19 protein-coding genes are annotated in these 16635 nt (G+C 60.0%); 18 read left to right on the top strand and 1 reads right to left on the bottom strand.

Annotated elements, in window-relative coordinates:
* Positions 1-112 precede the first annotated feature (112 nt).
* Positions 113-1345 (top strand): GNAT family N-acetyltransferase, encoded by a 1233-nt coding sequence (locus tag OEG82_RS11340; RefSeq protein ID WP_267612557.1) that lies wholly within the window; start codon positions 113-115, stop codon positions 1343-1345.
* An 8-nt stretch (positions 1346-1353) separates the two neighbouring features.
* On the opposite strand, the gene OEG82_RS11335 is transcribed toward OEG82_RS11340, so the two are convergent.
* Positions 1354-3471: a GumC family protein gene (locus OEG82_RS11335; protein WP_267612556.1), complete on the bottom strand. Its 2118-nt coding sequence runs from the start codon at positions 3469-3471 to the stop codon at positions 1354-1356.
* Between the two features lie 221 nt (positions 3472-3692).
* On the opposite strand from OEG82_RS11335, the gene OEG82_RS11330 reads away from it, so the two are divergent.
* From OEG82_RS11330 to OEG82_RS11250, 17 genes are all read left to right on the top strand, one after another.
* A complete protein-coding gene (locus tag OEG82_RS11330) occupies positions 3693-4268 on the top strand; it encodes a polysaccharide biosynthesis/export family protein (RefSeq protein ID WP_267612555.1) in 576 nt (191 codons plus the stop codon).
* A gap of 4 nt (positions 4269-4272) precedes the next feature.
* A complete protein-coding gene (locus OEG82_RS11325) occupies positions 4273-5454 on the top strand; it encodes a glycosyltransferase family 4 protein (RefSeq protein WP_267612554.1) in 1182 nt (393 codons plus the stop codon).
* Positions 5455-5502: 48 nt separating this feature from the next.
* Positions 5503-7068 carry an undecaprenyl-phosphate glucose phosphotransferase gene (locus tag OEG82_RS11320; protein WP_425497582.1) on the top strand — a complete coding sequence of 522 codons (1566 nt, stop codon included), beginning with the start codon at positions 5503-5505 and terminating at the stop codon, positions 7066-7068.
* Positions 7065-8306, top strand: a complete 1242-nt coding sequence (locus OEG82_RS11315) for an O-antigen ligase family protein (protein ID WP_267612553.1) — start codon at positions 7065-7067, stop codon at positions 8304-8306. The genes OEG82_RS11320 and OEG82_RS11315 overlap by 4 nt, the downstream gene beginning before the upstream one ends.
* A 310-nt stretch (positions 8307-8616) precedes the next feature.
* Positions 8617-9969: a site-specific integrase gene (locus OEG82_RS11310; protein ID WP_267612552.1), complete on the top strand. Its 1353-nt coding sequence runs from the start codon at positions 8617-8619 to the stop codon at positions 9967-9969.
* The gene (locus OEG82_RS11305) at positions 9966-10685 is read left to right on the top strand and encodes a hypothetical protein (protein ID WP_267612551.1); all 720 of its coding nucleotides are present in this window, start codon (positions 9966-9968) and stop codon (positions 10683-10685) included. The genes OEG82_RS11310 and OEG82_RS11305 overlap by 4 nt, the downstream gene beginning before the upstream one ends.
* A 90-nt stretch (positions 10686-10775) precedes the next feature.
* Entirely contained in the window at positions 10776-11033 is a 258-nt protein-coding gene (locus tag OEG82_RS11300; protein ID WP_267612550.1) for a helix-turn-helix transcriptional regulator, read from the top strand.
* Entirely contained in the window at positions 11033-11272 is a 240-nt protein-coding gene (locus OEG82_RS11295) for a hypothetical protein (RefSeq protein ID WP_267612549.1), read from the top strand. Before OEG82_RS11300 ends, OEG82_RS11295 begins: the two co-directional genes overlap by 1 nt.
* A gap of 64 nt (positions 11273-11336) precedes the next feature.
* The gene (locus OEG82_RS11290; protein WP_267612548.1) at positions 11337-12245 is read left to right on the top strand and encodes a DUF1376 domain-containing protein; all 909 of its coding nucleotides are present in this window, start codon (positions 11337-11339) and stop codon (positions 12243-12245) included.
* Positions 12193-12504, top strand: a complete 312-nt coding sequence (locus OEG82_RS11285; RefSeq protein ID WP_267612547.1) for a DUF6074 family protein — start codon at positions 12193-12195, stop codon at positions 12502-12504. The genes OEG82_RS11290 and OEG82_RS11285 overlap by 53 nt, the downstream gene beginning before the upstream one ends.
* Entirely contained in the window at positions 12501-12755 is a 255-nt protein-coding gene (locus tag OEG82_RS11280) for a DUF6074 family protein (RefSeq protein WP_267612546.1), read from the top strand. Before OEG82_RS11285 ends, OEG82_RS11280 begins: the two co-directional genes overlap by 4 nt.
* Entirely contained in the window at positions 12752-12970 is a 219-nt protein-coding gene (locus OEG82_RS11275) for a hypothetical protein (RefSeq protein ID WP_267612545.1), read from the top strand. Before OEG82_RS11280 ends, OEG82_RS11275 begins: the two co-directional genes overlap by 4 nt.
* A gap of 94 nt (positions 12971-13064) precedes the next feature.
* Positions 13065-13988 (top strand): hypothetical protein, encoded by a 924-nt coding sequence (locus OEG82_RS11270; protein WP_267612544.1) that lies wholly within the window; start codon positions 13065-13067, stop codon positions 13986-13988.
* 250 nt (positions 13989-14238) lie between these two features.
* Positions 14239-14532, top strand: a complete 294-nt coding sequence (locus tag OEG82_RS11265; protein ID WP_267612543.1) for a hypothetical protein — start codon at positions 14239-14241, stop codon at positions 14530-14532.
* Between the two features lie 265 nt (positions 14533-14797).
* Complete coding sequence (locus OEG82_RS11260) at positions 14798-15139, top strand: hypothetical protein (protein WP_267612542.1); 342 nt, start codon at positions 14798-14800, stop codon at positions 15137-15139.
* Positions 15136-15585: a hypothetical protein gene (locus tag OEG82_RS11255; protein ID WP_267612541.1), complete on the top strand. Its 450-nt coding sequence runs from the start codon at positions 15136-15138 to the stop codon at positions 15583-15585. The genes OEG82_RS11260 and OEG82_RS11255 overlap by 4 nt, the downstream gene beginning before the upstream one ends.
* Before the next feature lie 26 nt (positions 15586-15611).
* Positions 15612-16235 carry a hypothetical protein gene (locus OEG82_RS11250; protein ID WP_267612540.1) on the top strand — a complete coding sequence of 208 codons (624 nt, stop codon included), beginning with the start codon at positions 15612-15614 and terminating at the stop codon, positions 16233-16235.
* The last annotated feature ends 400 nt before the right edge of the window (positions 16236-16635 follow it).

Genomic DNA, 16635 nt, shown 5'->3' with positions numbered 1-16635 from the left:
CGCATTAGCCGTCACGACGGCTTTTTGCCGGCCGTGGCGCCGTCTTTACCGGACCCTAGGCTGATCCGGGCATGCTTCGCGCACAGGTATGAATCGCGCGAGCATCGGGACAATGGCCAATACACATGAGATGACCGTGCCGGTCACCCGGCCCACCGCCGCCAGACAGCCACATCCGTCAGGCAGGCGTCTGACAGCGCACCTAGCCTCGGTGGCTGATGATCTGACGGCCTTGTGGCAAAGGCTGGAAGATGATCCGGCAGTGGCGTTTCATCAAGGCCGGGCTTGGGTTGAAGCCTGGCGCGAGGCAACGGGCGCCAATCTGTGCCTGGTCACGCTGGAGCAGGACGGCGCTGCCGTTGCGATGCTGCCGCTCGAAATCAAGCGATCGTGCGGCCTCAGCATCGCCCGGTTTGCAGGGACCGCGTTTTCCAACGAAAACACCGGACTCCTCGACAGCGTCAGGCTGGCCGACCTGGCTCCGGTGACAGCAGATGAGCTGGCACTCACGCTGTCGCAAGCGGGCCTGGGCGCCGATGTGGTGCTGTTTGACAAGCTGACGCCCGCCACCGCCGCAGACGCACCCTATTCGGCACTGCCGAAGGTGTTTCACCAGAATCCCAGCTTTCAACTGCCGCTGTTTGCCGATTTCAGCGCGGTGCTGGCGCAGATCAATGGCAAGCGGCGGCGCAAGAAGATGCGGGTTTCCGAACGCCGCCTCGAAGCCATGGGCGGATACCGTCATCTCATCGGCGAGGATGATGCCCTGGCGCTGCGGCTGCTCGAGACCTTTTTCCGGCAGAAGGCGCTGCGGTTTGCAGCCCAGGGCCTGCCTGATGTCTTTGCCGATCCGGCGGTGCGGACATTCCTGCGCATCCTTGCCACCGATCGTGACGCCAATGGACGCGCCGCACTGGAGCTGCACGGTCTTGAACTGGCTGGAGGCGATCATGAGGGTGAGATCATCGCGGTCTCCGGATTGACCCTCAAACATGGCCACGTCACCTGCCAGTTCGGATCTATCAATGACGTCATTGCGGCCGATGTCAGCGCCGGTGAGCTGCTGTTTTACCGGATGATCGAGCGCGCGGCGCTGGCCGGCCACAAGCTGTTCGATTTCGGCGTCGGGGACCAGAGCTACAAGCGCTCCTGGTGCCCGCAACGCACCGAACTGGTGGATTGCTATGTTCCGCTGAACCTGAAGGGGCGCCTGGCCGCGCCGCTGATCGCAGGCATGATCCGGCTCAAACGGGTGATCAAGACCTCGCCCGGGCTGCATCGCCTCGCCACCTGGCTGCGCGGCTTGCCCGTGCGCAGGCAAAAGGCTGCAGCTGAACCCGACTGACCACCGGCTCAGGCAGCCGAGCTGTGATTGTCCACCGGACCGGTCGGCATGCCGGGCGTCATCAGCAACACATCGTGAAAGCCTTGCTCGTTGAATTCGGCAAGGATCTGTTCCACCTCGGACAGGTCCGAGCGCAGGATGGAGAGTATGATCTCGCCGTTTTCCGAACGGGCGATGCGGGCGACAGCGGCGGCCTCGGCCGAGCCGCACTCGACGATGACGAGGTCATAGACTTCCTGCAGCGCATCGATCACCATCGGCAAACGGTCGATGGCCCGCATGGCCCGGCGCGCATTGGCGTTGCCGTGCGGAATGATGTGGGCCGATGACAACCGGTCGGGATGGATCGAATCGGCAATGGCGATATCGCCGCACATCAAATCGGTCAGGCCGGGCAAGCGCGCCGACTCTGCCATCAGATCGGTCGGACAGGCCGAGCCGGTAAGATCGATCAGCAGCGTCTTGAGGCCTTCGCCGGCGACGGTTCGCGCCAGCATGACCGCGGCTGCAGAGCCTTCGTCACCCTCGGGCGAGACACAGATGGCCACCGGCGTCGCGTCGGTGACAAGTTGCTCGGCAACCGCCTCGACACTGAAATCATCGGCAACATTGGAAATGACCGGCAGCAATTCAAGCGCCGGTTCGGGCTCGACTGATGGTTCCGTCGCATCGTCGTCCGCAGCAACGGCTGCTGACGGCTCGAGCTCCGGTTCGCGGAGGAGAGCCTCGGAAGGCCGCAAGGCCCGCCCCGAGAAGAGTTCGGCGAGCATCACGCCGACCGATGCCAGCACGAAGGTGGCAAACGCCGCAACGCCGACAATCGCCAGTGTCTTGGGGTAATGCGATTCCGATGCCGGCACCGCACGCGAGATCACCCGCGCATCCGCCGGCAACGATTTGGGTTCGGTGCGGGAGGCAGCCTCGCGGTAGCGCCCCAGATAGGTTTCGAGAAGATCGCGCTGGGCTGCGGCTTCGCGTTCCAGTGACCGGAGTTCGACCGATTCCTCGCCTTCGCGCGCCGAACCGGCCTTGAGCGCATTGAGCTGGGCCGTGAGTTCCTCTTCGCGGATTCGGGCCACCCGGGCATTGCTCTCCAGGCTCGAAAGGACCTTGCGGATTTCGGCCAGGATCTGTTTCTCGACATCATCAAGCTGCGCGCGAAGACCCTTCATCCGGGGATGCTCGTCCAGCAAGGTGGTCGATAGATCGGCAATCTGGGCGCGGACATTGCCTTCGCTTTCGCGCAGGCGCTGAACCACCGGCGAGCTCAGGACGTCGGAGACAGCGTCAACCGCCTGGCCGTTCCTGAGCGCATTGCGGACGGATTGGGCGCGCGCTTCGGAATCGGCGCGTTCAGCGCGGACCCGGCTCAGCTCGGTCGAGATGTCGGACAATTGCTTGGCGGCGATCGTATCCTGCTGGTTGACCAGCAGCAGCCCGGTCTGGGAGCGGTATTGCGCGACCTTTTCCTCGGATTCCCGGACCTTTTCACGCAGCCGGGCGATTTCCGGCTCCAGCCAGGCGCTGGCGTCGGTGTTGTTTTCCAGCTTGGCGCCAGACTGGAAGGCAAGATAGGCGTCGACCAGGGCATTGGGCACCTGGGCCGCCAGTTCGGCATCCCCGGACGAGAATTCGATGCCGATGACCCGGGACCCCGGAATGACATAAACGGAGAGCTTGCTGTAGAACTCCTTCAGGATGCGCTCTTCGGCAGGCACGTCCAGCGGGTTCTTCTTGAGCCCCAGCATGACCAGCAGATCGCCGATCGCCGAAGGGTTGGCGGCGGGGTCGAACTCGACGCGTGACGACAGGTTGAGCTCGCGCGCCACCTGCTTGACCAGATCGGTGGACTGCAGGATCTCGACCTGGCTGGTCACGGCGCGCTCATCCAGCGCGGTTCCGGCCGATTGCGGGTTCTGGTCACTGGAATAGACCGGCTCGCGGGTTTCGACCAGCAACCGGGTCTCCGACTTGTAGAGCGGATCGATCATGGCAGTGACGAGAAAGGCAAGGCCTGCCGCGGCGGCTGTCAGCCCGAGAACGAGGTTCCTCCTGTCCCAGACAGCCTTCAACAGGCGGCCGAGGTCAATATCCACATCCGGTTGTGACATCCCTGGAACAGACATACGCGAGCAACTCCATACTTCCATATGGCCACAAGCGTAAACGAACATGGTAACGCAACGGTTAAGGCTGCAGTGACGCTTCCTTTACCTTTGGCGCCCTGCCCGGGTATAACTTTTTTCGACCGCCTGTGACTTTCATCGCCCAGTTTTACCGCCCGTTAACCCTAATGGATCGATAACAGGGCTCGATATTCAAACGTTCCGCGTGGAGCACGTTAAGCATGAAACCCGCCAAGTCCAAAGTGACAACCCTGCTGGCGGCCGCCATGACCTCAGTCATGCTGGCGGGGTGCTCCGGCTATCATCCCGCCCCCGAGGCGTTCCATGAAGCCGTGATGCAGCCTTACCGGCTGGATGCCGGCGATCGTCTGCGCATCACCGTTTTCGAGCAGACCGGTCTGACCGGAACCTATTCCGTCGACCAGGCCGGCTATATCGCCTTTCCCCTGATCGGCGCCGTGGCCGCACGCGGACGCACCCTGCAGGAACTGGAAGGCTCGATTGCCGCAAATCTTCGGCAGGGCTATCTGCGTGATCCGGACGTCTCCATTGAAATCGACCGCTACCGCTCATTCTACGTGCTGGGTGAAGTCGGTCAGGCCGGGCAGTACACCTATGTTGCCGGGATGACCGTGCAGAACGCCATCGCCATCGCCGGCGGCTATTCCGCACGGGCCTATCAGCACAATGTCGACATCACCCGCAACATCAACGGCCAGATCATGACCGGCCGGGTCAAGATCACCGATCCGATCCTTGCCGGCGACACCATCTATGTGCGTGAACGGCTATTCTAAATTCATGGAGGCAGACACCCCCTTACGGATTCTTCATTGCTTTCGGTCGCCCGTGGGAGGCATTTTCCGCCATGTCCGCGATCTCGCCGAGGAGCACGCCAAGGCAGGTCATCAAGTCGGCATCCTGTGCGATTCGACCACCGGCGGCGCCTATGAAGACGCCCTTTTCGAAAGCATCATGCCCAATCTGGCGCTCGGGCTCACACGCTTGCCCATGCGCCGTTCTCTCGGGTTTTCCGACATCACGACAGCCGTCAAAACCTTTCGTGAAATCAAGAATTTGCAGCCGGATGTGTTGCACGGACACGGCGCCAAGGGCGGCGCCTTCGTGCGACTGGTCGGCTCACGGTTACGGGTATCCCAGTCTCGCGTTGCCCGTTTTTATTCACCGCATGGCGGAAGCCTGCATTACGACGAAAAAACCTTGCGCGGCCAGGCCTATTTCGCCATAGAGCGTTTCCTGGAACGGCGGACCGACCGGCTGATCTTCGTCTCCGATTACGAGCGCAGAACCTATGAGAAAAAGGTCGGCCGGCCGCGGGTCGATTGGCGGCTGATCCACAATGGGCTGCGCGCCCCTGAATTCGAGCCGGTCGCCAACGCCGCCGGCGCCGTGGATTTTCTCTATATCGGCATGATGCGGGACCTCAAGGGTCCCGACGTCTTCATCGAGGCGATACGGCGGGCCGAACAGCTCACCGGCAAGCCCCTGCGTGGCGTCATGGTCGGCGACGGTGCGGACAAGGCGCGCTATCAGGCCCGTCTCGACATGCTGGGCATGGCAGACCGGGTGACCATGCGCGATGCGATGCCCGCCCGCGACGCCTTCGCGCTCGCCCGCACGGTTGTTGTTCCCTCGCGGGCTGAATCGATGCCCTATATCGTTCTGGAAGCCGTTGCCGCCGGCAAGCCGGTGATATCGACACAGGTTGGCGGCATTCCGGAGATCCTCGGCGCCGATTTTGCCGGATTTGTCCCGCGCGGGGACACCGAAGCACTGGCCGGCGCGATGGCGAAGGATATCACCGATCCGGGCTGGCTGGCCGCGGCGATGCCGGAGATGGAAGCTTTTCGCGACCGGTTCTCCGCGCAGACCATGGCCGGGCGGATGATCGAGGTCTACCAGGAATGTCAGATTGGCACTGTCGGGGACGGCAAGGCGAAGGCGGCGTCAAGCCTTTCTTAGGGTGACCATGCTATCCCGGTGACATCAGTTTCCGGGGAGAATTCGGCCGTGAACAAGATTGACAACCACAATACGTTCAGCGCGGCCTCCATTCGCAAGGCAATGACGGAACTTGAAGCCGATCCGGGCCAGAAGCCCAAGGACGGTGACACCGGCGCCGAGATGAGCCGCCTTGCGCGTCAGACCGCCATCCGGCTTTCGCAGGAAAACTACTCCCCGACGATGATCGTGGGCACGCTGCGGCTTGTCGAATTCGCGCTGATTGCCCTGTCCGGTTTTGTCGTTCATGCCCTGTATGTCGGGATAAGTTACGAAGGCACGCTGGTCTATTACCTGCCGGCGATTTTCATCGGGTCATCGCTGGCCGTGCTGCTGATCCAGCTCGCGGACGGCTATCAGGTGCCGGCGCTGCGCAATGCGCTGAAGACGCTGCCCAAGGTGCTTTCGTCATGGGGCATTTCCTTCGCGTTGATCGCACTGGTGGCCTTTTTCCTGAAATACAGCCTGGTGTTTTCGCGGGTATGGTTTGCCGCCTGGTTCATCTCCGGCGCCCTGTCGCTGGTCGTCACCCGCAACATCGTCGCCTATGGCATTCGCCGCTGGGCCCGCAACGGGGTGATGGAACGCCGTGCCATCATCGTCGGTGGCGGCGAGAACGCCAAGGCGCTGATCCGTTCGATCGAACAGGACGTCGACAACGACATCCGCATCTGCGGCTTCTTCGACGATCGCGACGAACGCCGCTCGCCGCCTATCGTCGCCGGCTATCCGAAACTGGGCAATATCGACTCGCTGACCGCCTTTGCTCGTATGGCGCGGATCGACATGCTGATCATCGCCCTGCCGCTCAATGCCGAATCCCGGGTTCTGACCCTGCTGAAAAAGCTCTGGGTGCTGCCGCTCGACATTCGACTTGCGGCGCATACCAACAAGCTCCGGTTCCGGCCGCGCGCCTATTCCTATGTCGGTGCGGTGCCGATGCTCGACATTTTCGACCGTCCGATCACCGACTGGGATTCAGTGGCCAAGCGGATCTTCGATGTGTTCTTTTCGCTGCTGGCAATTGCGCTTCTGTGGCCGGTGATGCTCGGCGCGGCCATTGCTATCAAGCTCGATTCCAAGGGGCCGGTCCTGTTCCGGCAGAAGCGGCACGGCTTCAACAATGAAGTCGTCGAAGTGCTGAAATTCCGGTCGATGTACACCGAACAATGCGACCCCACCGCCCGCGCCGCCGTCACCAAGGACGATCCGCGGGTGACCAGGGTCGGCCGCTTCATCCGCAAGACCTCGATCGACGAATTGCCGCAGTTCTTCAACGTGCTGCGCGGCAGCCTGTCGCTCGTCGGGCCGCGGCCGCATGCCGTGGTTGCAGCCAGCCGTGACCGGCTGTTCGCCGAAGTCGTAGATGGCTATTTCGCCCGGCACCGGGTCAAGCCGGGCGTGACCGGCTGGGCGCAGATCAATGGCTGGCGCGGCGAGATCGACAATGACGAGAAGATCAAGCAGCGCACCGCCTGTGATCTTTACTACATTGAGAACTGGTCGCTGCTGTTCGATCTTAAAATCCTGTTCCTCACGCCGCTGAGGCTGTTCAACACGGAACACGCCTATTGACCAGCGCCGCCCTCCCCGCACCTGCCGTCTTTCAGCCGCAGCGCGCGGCGATCTCGCTACTGGCCTCCCTGTGCGTGGCCTTTGGCGTGTTCCTGTCGGGCTTCGTGATCAACGAGCCGGCACCCTATGAGGTCTATCTCGCTGCCCTGATCGGCATCTGGGCGATCTTCGGCTTGCGGCTGTCGCGCCACATCGCTCCGCTGATTGCGCTTTTGGTCGTCTTCAATATCGGCGGCATGATCTCGATCCTGACCATGGCCGAGGTCAAGGACACGCCGATGTATATCGCGGTGTCGCTGTTCCTGGCATTCACGGCGATGTTCTTTGCCGCCATCATCGAGGCAGACCCGCGGCGTCTGCGGCTGATCTTCCGCGCCTATCTGGCGGGGGCCATCATCACCGCCCTCCTGGGAATCCTGGGCTATCTCGACCTTATTCCCGGCGGCGAGGTGTTCACCCGCTACGGCCGCGCCATGGGCGCCTTCCAGGATCCAAACGTGTTCGGGCCCTATCTGGTTCTGCCTGCGCTCTATCTCATGCACGGACTGCTGACCGGAACCTTCAGGGCGGCGCCGTTGCGCGCAATCGGTCTGACGGTTCTTGTACTCGGCGTGTTCTTCTCGTTCTCGCGCGCGGCCTGGGGGCTCCTGGCCATCTGCATGGTGCTTCTGGTGCTGACCATGCTGATCAAGGAACGCACCGGCGTGTTCCGGCTGAAAATCCTGGTGATGTCGCTGGTCGGCGTCCTGCTGCTCATCGGCGCCATCATCGTGGCCCTGCAGTCCGATCAGATCGCCGAGCTGTTTTCGGACCGTGCCAAGCTTGTCCAGACCTATGACGGCGCCCGGCTCGGCCGCTTCGAGCGGCATGCGATCGGCTTCGTAATGGCGATGGAGCATCCCCTGGGCATTGGCCCGCTGGAATTCGGGCTGATGTGGGGCGAAGACACCCACAATATCTGGCTCAAGGCGCTGATGGACTATGGCTGGCTCGGCTTCGTCAGCTATGTGGCGCTGATGATCTGGACGCTCGTGCTGGGGTTCCGCTTCCTGCTGCGCGAGCGGCCCTGGCATCCCTATCTGATGCTCGCCTATATCGTTCTGGTGGGGCACATGATTATCGGCAGCGTCATCGACACCGACCACTGGCGGCATTTCTATCTGCTGATAGGCATCGTCTGGGGTTGCATCGCGCTGGAAATGCGCTGGCAATCCAGATCGCGGCTCACGGACGCATAGGCCTTATCAGCGTCCCAACCAGAACCCGCTTGAAGGCGAAGCTCACTGGCACTCCGCACAGAGGCGGGACCGAAACGGACCGATGAAAAATGGTCGGAGCGGCGGGATTCGAACCCACGACCCCTTGTCCCCCAGATAGTGAAAACTACATTCCGTGATATTCCGCGTCGTTCCGCGTCTAACATAACCGTTTGATTTCTCTACATCCATCGAATATCGTCGCTCCGTGCCGGCCCACGTCGTTCCGATTTGGTGCTTACTATGTGCTTATTTTTTGGGAATGAGCAAAAAACAAGAAGGTCGACGGTTCATGGGCAAGCTCACAAAAAAGGTCGTCGAGACCGCGCTCGCCAGAGAGAAGGCGTACTTCCTTTGGGACGCTGGCGACGCGAGCGTGAAAGGGTTTGGCGTCAACATCACACCGGGCGGCAAGCGCACCTTCGTGGCTCAATTCCGCATTGGCAGTGGCCGAGCAGCAAAGAGCAAGCGGGTGTCGATCGGGGGTTTTGGAACATGGACAGTCGAGCAGGCGCGTGAACGCGCCCGCGAACTGATCCGTGAGGCCGAGAAAGGCATTGACCGGCAGGCTGTAGAGCAAGCCGCACAGGACACGCTCAAGGCTGCGAGTGCGGCGGCTGACAAAGAGCGCAGGCTTTCACGCGATCTGCGCTTTAATCGACTTGCTGCCCGGTTCATGCGTGAACACGTCAGGGTGAAGCGCAAACCGAACACGGTCGACTTCTATCGCCATGTGATCGCGGCTCACATTCTGCCGAGCCTCGGAAGGAAAGATGCGCGTGAGATATCACGGCAAGATGTGGCGAAACTGCACAACAGCTTGGCCGGAACCCCTGCGATGGCCAATCGCGTCATGACGGTCTTGTCGGCGATCTATGGGTGGGCCGAAGGTATAGACCTTCTGCCCGAGGGCGTCAGAAAGCCAACATTCAAATTGGAGAAATTCAGGGAACACGCAAAAGAGCGGTTTCTATCCGTCGACGAGCTTGAGCGCCTGGGCGCGGCCATCCGGCAATGCGAGACGTCTGGCGTGGCTTGGCAACCGAACCCGGCAGGGAAGACAAAGCACGCGCCAAAAGCGGAAAACCGGATGACCCGCATAGATCCTGACGCGGCCGCGGCACTTCGACTTCTCATTTTCACGGGGGCACGGCTTCGCGAGATCCTTAATTTGGAATGGGAGTTTGTCGATCTGGAGCGCGGCCTCTTACGCCTGCGCGATAGCAAGACCGGCCCGAAAACCATTCTGCTCAATCCGCCTGCCCGCGCGGTTCTCGCGGGCTTGGAGCGGCGTGGGAAGTTCCTTTTTCCGGGCGAAGGCAAAGACGGGAAAGAGCAACCTCGATCTGATCTGAAACGTCCTTGGAAGCTTGTCTGCAAAGCGGCAGGCATTGAAGGTGTCAGACTTCATGACCTGCGTCACAGCTTCGCCAGCGTCGGCGCCGGCGACGGCCACGGGCTCCTGATCGTCGGCAAGCTTCTAGGGCACACGCAGGCCTCGACCACACAGCGGTATGCCCACTTGGACGCTGATCCGCTGCGGAAGGCATCGGACGCGATCGCCAATAAGATTGCGGCGGCGATGGGCGAGGCATCGGCAGCGCCCGAAGCCGAAGTGATCCCAATCCGTAGGAACGCAGAATGATCGCCCCACTGCTTTCAGAACGACAGGTGGCTGACCTCATGAGCCCTTTGGGCCTCGTCGTTACACCTGCTCTGGTAGACCTTTTGACACACCAGATCGAAGCGGCCACCCGAAGCTTTGAAGGGCTTCTACAGGAGCCAGATCAGAATAAATACGTGCGTTTCCAGGCTGACTATTTGGGCGAGCTAAAGCGCATCGCGGATGACCCGGCACGGGCGCTATCGCGATCACCTGAGACGGACGGCGCGCTTCACGCAAGACATCTTCTCGACCTGAGGGCCGTGGGTGCTGTGGTCGATTTGGAAACGCGGGTTGGGGCTGCGGCCGCCGGTGACATTGCAATGCATCTGCTGACTGAAAGACCGAATACCCGTGTGGATAGCTATCTTCGGATAGCAGAGGAAGAACTCTTCGACATGCTATGTCAGACGCTTCGGCTGCTATCGCCGCAGACGCTGGATAATCTTCCATCGAATGAAACAATCGACAACGCGCCTCACGCCGTCATCAGCTTCGCACTGGCATTCATTCAGATTGTCGTCGACCGGGCGTTAGAGCGCGTGCCAGGGGCATCGGCTCGAACCCGAAAACGGTTTGCTGCAATCTTGGACAAGAGTGATCGTCGTCTTCTAGATGGCATTCGTAAGGAGCGGCAATTCTGGCTTAGTAATGGTGGGTGGCCGGAAGGTGAAATACGGGCAACGATTTTGGAGTGAAATATCCAGAATTCGTCGCCTAAGGGGTGCGGAACGACATTGCTAATCTCTGCGTAACGCCGATCAACGGCGGGCGATATGGAGATTGAAATGGCAGATATCGATCGGGTCATTGACCCCGAATACCTCAAGAACCTCGACATTATGGACGCGAAAGAGGCGGCGGTTTACCTTCGCAGTTCGCCCTCGACCCTCGCAAAATTGCGATGCGCCGGCGGAGGCCCCGTATTCATCCGGCAATCCGCGCGCAAGACGCTATATCGGCGAAATGACCTTGACGCTTGGTTAGCAGGAAAGGCGCACGGTTCGACCTCCGGATATGCAAATGAAGCCGGAGCGCTCGCCTGATGGCCCGCGCGATGAATTGGGGCGGCGCGGCATCCCGCGCCCGCGCCCGCCGGCACGGCACCGAGGATCTCGGCGGCAGCGTCAACGGCGCCCAGGCCCGCAAGGAAGCCGTCGACGCTGAGATGGTGACGCGCGTTCTGCGTTGCGCCTGCGGCCACCGCGGCAAGGTCGAACTTCCCGCCGCGATGCTCGCCGGCCGCAAGTTCAGGTGCCGGGCGTGCTCGAAGGTGATGTCATGATTGGCCTGTTCGCCTATGCCGCGGCCGTTCTGATGGTCGTCGCTGTCGTTGCGGGGCTCATCACATGAGCGTCAAGGAACCGCTGGATTGGTGGAAGCACCACGTCAAGATCTGGGCAAATATGCGACTGGATTTGGAGCCCGAGGACGAAGGTATTCTGAACCGATTGTTTGACACTATGCATCAGATCGGTGGGCCGATCCCGGCGGACCCGAAATGGCTTGCAAATGCTTGTCGCGTGTCGACGCCGACGATCAAGAGGATCGTGCTGAAGCTGCTGTCCGCCGGCTTCATTGTCCAGGGCGCAGACGACTTGCTGTGGTCAGACTACATCGAGGGAGAACTCGACGACGCTATGAAGCGGTCGAAGGGTGGACAGGCCGGAGCGGAAGCCCGGTGGAAAAAGGAACGCCAAACCGAAGCCAAAAGCCGAGGATACCAGAGCGAAACCGGCGACAAAACGCAACGCAATCGCAAAGCCGTTGAAAAACAAACGTTGCAAGAATTGAAAAAAGATAATGAATTCAAAGAAACCTCTATGCAACCGCAATGCTATATAGATGAGAGTAGAGAAGATAAGAGAGAGGGTATCCCCCGAGGGGATACCCTCAATAGATCCTCAGCTTCAATTCATTCTGTAGAGCAGACCGATCCGGACGCGCTCGCTGGCGCATCCGGCCGAGACAAAAACATGCTGAAAAAGGGCGACAAGGTCGACGTGGGAGACCATGGCATCTGTACCGTCCTTGAATACGCACTGATCCAGATAGAGGATCGCAAACGGCGTATTTTGAAGATGTCAAGAGCCGATGACTTGGTCGTATTCGTCCCAGTCCTAAGCGACGGAAGCCTTCGCACCGACAAAACCATGCTCAATGAGGCTTTTGAGAGAGTGATCGGTGGAGGTGCGGTGGAATGGATTGATCCCTGCAAAATACCTCACCCGCATGGGAGGAAATCAGATGCAGCTTGAGCTCGATCTTGCGGCAAGGGTGATCCACTTCCCGTTTTCGCGCCGGCGCGATCTGGTCCGCGACACTGCCGAAATGATTTTGCGCGAGGAGGAAGATGAGGCCGTGCGCCAGTGGGATGCGCTGATCCGGTCATTGACTTTTCCGTTGCTGATTGCCGGCGTGCCCCATGAAGAAGTTCGAGCGGAAATGCATCGCTTCCACGACGCGGTGCAGGCTGAATTTTCCCGATATGACGGCAATGTCGGAGGCATCAAATGACGGCGCTCGTCATCGCATTCCCGCTCGATCGGCGGCGTGTTGAAGTGATCCAGGCTGCGAAGCGCTTGGATCTCCTACACGGCCAACCGGCCGACAAGTGGTGGAAGGAAACCTGCAAGGCCATGGCCGACGATCTCCGATCGGTGGGTGTCGGCGACGAGGACGTCCGGCGCCAGGTCCTGGCCTTCCAGGATGCCGTGCAGGTCGAGCTTCAGAGGCTCGCTCTCTACGCTGGCGAGGTCCGCAAATGAGCGATCAGCCCGACGACATCTGGCCACCGGACCCCACAACCATCGACCTCAATGACGGCTCATGGGTATCCCGCGGAGAAGCCCAATATCTGACCCGTTCGTCAGCCGACACGATCACCAGGCGGATGGAGGACGAAGACATCGCGATCCAGGTCGGCAAGAAGTGGTGGATCAATAAACCCCGGCTTTTGGCGCCCTCCAAAAAACGGAAATAAGTCAGCCTGCCGCGTTCTGCGGAATTTGCGGATTTTGCCATCTGGACGCTTCGCCGCTTTCCGCACACCGTCTCCCCAACAACGGAGACCAGCCATGGCCGAATTTCACGAAGACATCATCCAAAAATTGCCGAGACAGAGCGCGGAAAAGGTCCGCGCGCTGATCGAGGCCAAGGATCTGGCCTATGGCGGCCTTCGCCTCGCCATGAGCGCCGTCGAAGATTGTCGCCGGCGCCTCGAACAGGCCGAAGCGAACGCGCAACTCCACATCCAGCAACTTCCGCGGACCCGACCTCACGGCGCAGAAGAACGCGCGCTTGAACCCGTAAAGCGGCTAAGAGCCGAGCTTGATCGGGTGACCGCCACTCACGATCGAGCAAGATCCGCCTGGGAGAAATTTCACTATCTTGAGGCCCTACGTGAGTGGACGGTCACCCATTTTAGTAGTGGTGGTCAACTTGCGCACGACCCCCTCCCACCGGCCAAACTTGCCAAAGCCGAGACGCCCCGCCAGGCGCTGGCGCGCATCCGCGCGGACATCGAGCACATTGAAACCGCCTGGGATGATGCCCAAAGCGCGCCGATGCCGATCGACGAACTCAAGACAGAAATGGCTGCAACGGTCGATGCCATCGCGGCGCGCGGCGCCCCCTCGATCGATCCCCGCATCCGCAACGGTGATCCCGCGAAAATCCATCAGGAGCTTCGCCTCGATATCGTCAACGGCAACAAGATCGGGACCGGCGGATCAGACTTTTTCGTTTGGTTGATGAGAGACGAGCTCATCAAGAAGCTCAACGCCCAGGTCGACACAATGAAGGTCGACGGCGCGCTTTCCGACTCCGATCGGGAGAAGCTTTTCAGCGAACTTGCCGACCGCCGGCTTGAGCTTGAACGCACCGAAGAAAGTCTGATTGTAGCCGCCGCCAAGGAAGGCATGGTGATCGATCGTCGCCTCGATGCCGATCCGCGCGCAATTCTCGAAGTTGTCGAAACCTTTGATGGAGAACCCTCATGAGCTATCTCACAAGTATTGCCGCAGCCATGCGCGACGCTGAACCACAGTCCGTCCCTGCGTGTACGGCTCAAGGCGCCGCAGCTCATGCCGGCTCAGATCAGTCGGCCACACAGAAGCCCGCCGACGGTTGGAATGAGGCGTTCAGCAAGACACCCGCTGCCGGAAATGATCAGCCCTCAGGGACTGATGCAAAAGCCGGCTGGAAGAACGCCTTTGACGTGGCCATAGCTGCGAGATCTGGGCTGTGCGAATGATTGAACCAGCAGTCGTCATCACCGCCATGCGCCTAGTTGAGGCCGAGTGCCGGGGCAACGGCTCGCGGCTCGTCGCTACATTCGACGCCGACTTTCCGACCTTCAAGCTGGTCGGCTGCCTAGTAATCGCCGACGTGAATGGCGAGACACACGCCTACACTCCCGAAGCACGTTCGAGAACGCGCGATGCGAGGCCAATCGTCATCACGGACCCTGACCTTCGTCAGGCGATGCAACGCAAGGCGGTGCGTGTCTATGAAGCTTTGGCAGATGAAGCCGATGCTGCATGAAAACGTGCAGGGCCGTGGTCGCGTTGTCGATGCTGCGGTGGTCCGCGACCGGCCAGGGCGGCGGACGGGGCAGAGAGGGAGGCAGGTCCCCCCTATCAAGGTACCTTTCAAGGCCGATTTTCCGGGGGGCGGGGCGGCGAGATTGCCGGCTTTTCGCATTTCAATTTTTTCCAGAAACGCTGTTGGGGTTGGGGTAAAGCGCAACATAAATCCCCGAACTGAGCCATTTCGGAACCATTTTCCAAGATCAGGAGAGCCTAAGCGAATGAGCATCTACCGCACACCAGAGTTTCAGCGAATGGAAGCTGCGCGCCAGCCCGACGATAGTCCGCCCGAAGCCGCACCGCTCAATCGCACCGCGCTGTATTGGCTGATGTTTTTGACTGACGATAATGATCTGTCACCAGACGCACGCACACTTGCCATCTTCGTTGGCACCGAAGCAATCGGCGGTCGCGCCCATAGCCCTTCGGGAAGCTTGAATTTGACCTCCGGCGCGGGCCTATCCCGCGCTGCCACAAACCGCGCTATTACCGAGCTTGTATCGGCTCGTCTGATCGAGCTTGTCGACGGTGAAATTTGTCTACTGGCGGAGACAACCACATGAGCGTTCAGATCAACTGGCTGGCCGATATCGCCGGCGACGCACGGATCTCATCAGCTACAGTCCGCCTGGCTGCCGCCGCCGCTGGTATGGCCGGGCCGCGTGGCCGGTATCGTGGCCGCATGATCGCTCTGGCATCGGCTGCGCAGCTATCGAGCCGCCACGCCCCCGACATGCTCCAAGACCTCGCCAAGAGGGGCTTCCTTCGCATTCACCATTGCGAGGGCGGTCGGCTCGACCTTGAAATGATTATGCCCCGCGACGAGGCGGCGCCGACGTCGGAGAAATCGTTTCGGCAGATATCCGGTAGCATCGTTGGTATTGACGCCAAATCGAAAGCGTCAATAGTCGCCTACATTGAAAGTGAAGTTGATATGGTCAAACTTACAATTGGTCGCGGGGACGCCGAGGCAATTGCAGCAGCGATAGTTCTAGAAAACCGACGTTAAGATCATCCCGTCCAAAGGAGGGTTCAATGCCAATCGAGTTCTTTTCCGCTTCACTTCAGCTTCAGGTGGCATTCGGCGCGGGCTATATCGGCTATTTGGCTGCAAACGCCGGGTTGCGCGATCACCACAAGCAACTCGATATCGCGTTTATAACAATCGCTTTCGGCTTGGTCGCCACGATGCCCTTTCTATTCATCCAGCCACGCTTCGGAACCGTTTTTGCCGTTCTCGCAGCTTTTCTTGCGTCTGCTACAGCCGGTGCTCTGTGGCGAAAGGTTTTTCGAGATTTGATCCGGAAAGCGTTCTCGAGAGCGGCCCTATCCTACGTAGACGATGATCCATCCGTGTTGACTACTTTTTTCAGGGACACCAAGCATCATGTCACTCAAGCTCTTGTAGTGCTCGATGATGGAACAGAATTGATGTGCGCCGACACTGGGAGTTTTGCAGATGCTCCATTCGGGCCAGTCGTAATGGGAGCAGACGGATCAATCGCATTATGCGTGACCGACGTATACAAAAAGGTCAAAGATGACCAAATCCACAAGCCGCAGAGCAGCGTCCGGGAAGTCAACTGGGGGGTGAATTACTCGATTGTCCCCGCATCCAGCATAAGACAAATTGACTTGCGCTACGCGCCTAAGCGTTAACCCTTTTTCGGCGGAGGCGGGGACGGCTGGGAAGGTGGCGCACTCGGTCGGTAGGTCGTGCCGGGTTGCCTCGAAGGTGGGGTATACGACTTCTGACCTGTCACCGGCTGTGAGGGGCGCGTGCTTGGCGGACGATCACCGGATTTATTTGCCATATTCTAATTCCTTGAAAGCACTGATGATGATGCAGCCCGCCGAAAGAGTCTAGAGGTTGCTACACGGCATTTTACAATTTTCCAGATACTTCCAGTCAAATCCGCGCATAATTTCCGTGAAAGATCGTGCGCACCATTGAAATAACACGACTTGCCCATGGATCCAGGGAAAAGTACCGAAGCGGACAATAGGCGGACATAAGTTTGTCCGCCTCATTGATTTCTGCTCACGATTTCAGCGACGT

Source organism: Hoeflea ulvae (assembly GCF_026619435.1).
Taxonomy (GTDB): Bacteria; Pseudomonadota; Alphaproteobacteria; order Rhizobiales; family Rhizobiaceae; genus Hoeflea; species Hoeflea ulvae.
This window is presented reverse-complemented; position numbering and strand designations above follow the sequence as displayed.

What these genes read in the sequence shown, in the direction of transcription:
- OEG82_RS11255 (WP_267612541.1), top strand. Translation starts at nt 15,136, where the DNA reads ATGAGCGTTCAGATCAACTGGCTGGCCGATATCGCCGGCGACGCACGG.
- OEG82_RS11250 (WP_267612540.1), top strand. Translation starts at nt 15,612, where the DNA reads ATGCCAATCGAGTTCTTTTCCGCTTCACTTCAGCTTCAGGTGGCATTC.
- OEG82_RS11305 (WP_267612551.1), top strand. Translation starts at nt 9,966, where the DNA reads ATGATCGCCCCACTGCTTTCAGAACGACAGGTGGCTGACCTCATGAGC.
- OEG82_RS11325 (WP_267612554.1), top strand. Translation starts at nt 4,273, where the DNA reads ATGGAGGCAGACACCCCCTTACGGATTCTTCATTGCTTTCGGTCGCCC.
- OEG82_RS11260 (WP_267612542.1), top strand. Translation starts at nt 14,798, where the DNA reads ATGAGCATCTACCGCACACCAGAGTTTCAGCGAATGGAAGCTGCGCGC.
- OEG82_RS11330 (WP_267612555.1), top strand. Translation starts at nt 3,693, where the DNA reads ATGAAACCCGCCAAGTCCAAAGTGACAACCCTGCTGGCGGCCGCCATG.
- OEG82_RS11340 (WP_267612557.1), top strand. Translation starts at nt 113, where the DNA reads ATGGCCAATACACATGAGATGACCGTGCCGGTCACCCGGCCCACCGCC.
- OEG82_RS11310 (WP_267612552.1), top strand. Translation starts at nt 8,617, where the DNA reads ATGGGCAAGCTCACAAAAAAGGTCGTCGAGACCGCGCTCGCCAGAGAG.
- OEG82_RS11275 (WP_267612545.1), top strand. Translation starts at nt 12,752, where the DNA reads ATGAGCGATCAGCCCGACGACATCTGGCCACCGGACCCCACAACCATC.
- OEG82_RS11335 (WP_267612556.1), bottom strand. Translation starts at nt 3,471, where the DNA reads ATGTCTGTTCCAGGGATGTCACAACCGGATGTGGATATTGACCTCGGC.
- OEG82_RS11280 (WP_267612546.1), top strand. Translation starts at nt 12,501, where the DNA reads ATGACGGCGCTCGTCATCGCATTCCCGCTCGATCGGCGGCGTGTTGAA.
- OEG82_RS11300 (WP_267612550.1), top strand. Translation starts at nt 10,776, where the DNA reads ATGGCAGATATCGATCGGGTCATTGACCCCGAATACCTCAAGAACCTC.
- OEG82_RS11290 (WP_267612548.1), top strand. Translation starts at nt 11,337, where the DNA reads ATGAGCGTCAAGGAACCGCTGGATTGGTGGAAGCACCACGTCAAGATC.
- OEG82_RS11295 (WP_267612549.1), top strand. Translation starts at nt 11,033, where the DNA reads ATGGCCCGCGCGATGAATTGGGGCGGCGCGGCATCCCGCGCCCGCGCC.
- OEG82_RS11270 (WP_267612544.1), top strand. Translation starts at nt 13,065, where the DNA reads ATGGCCGAATTTCACGAAGACATCATCCAAAAATTGCCGAGACAGAGC.
- OEG82_RS11265 (WP_267612543.1), top strand. Translation starts at nt 14,239, where the DNA reads ATGATTGAACCAGCAGTCGTCATCACCGCCATGCGCCTAGTTGAGGCC.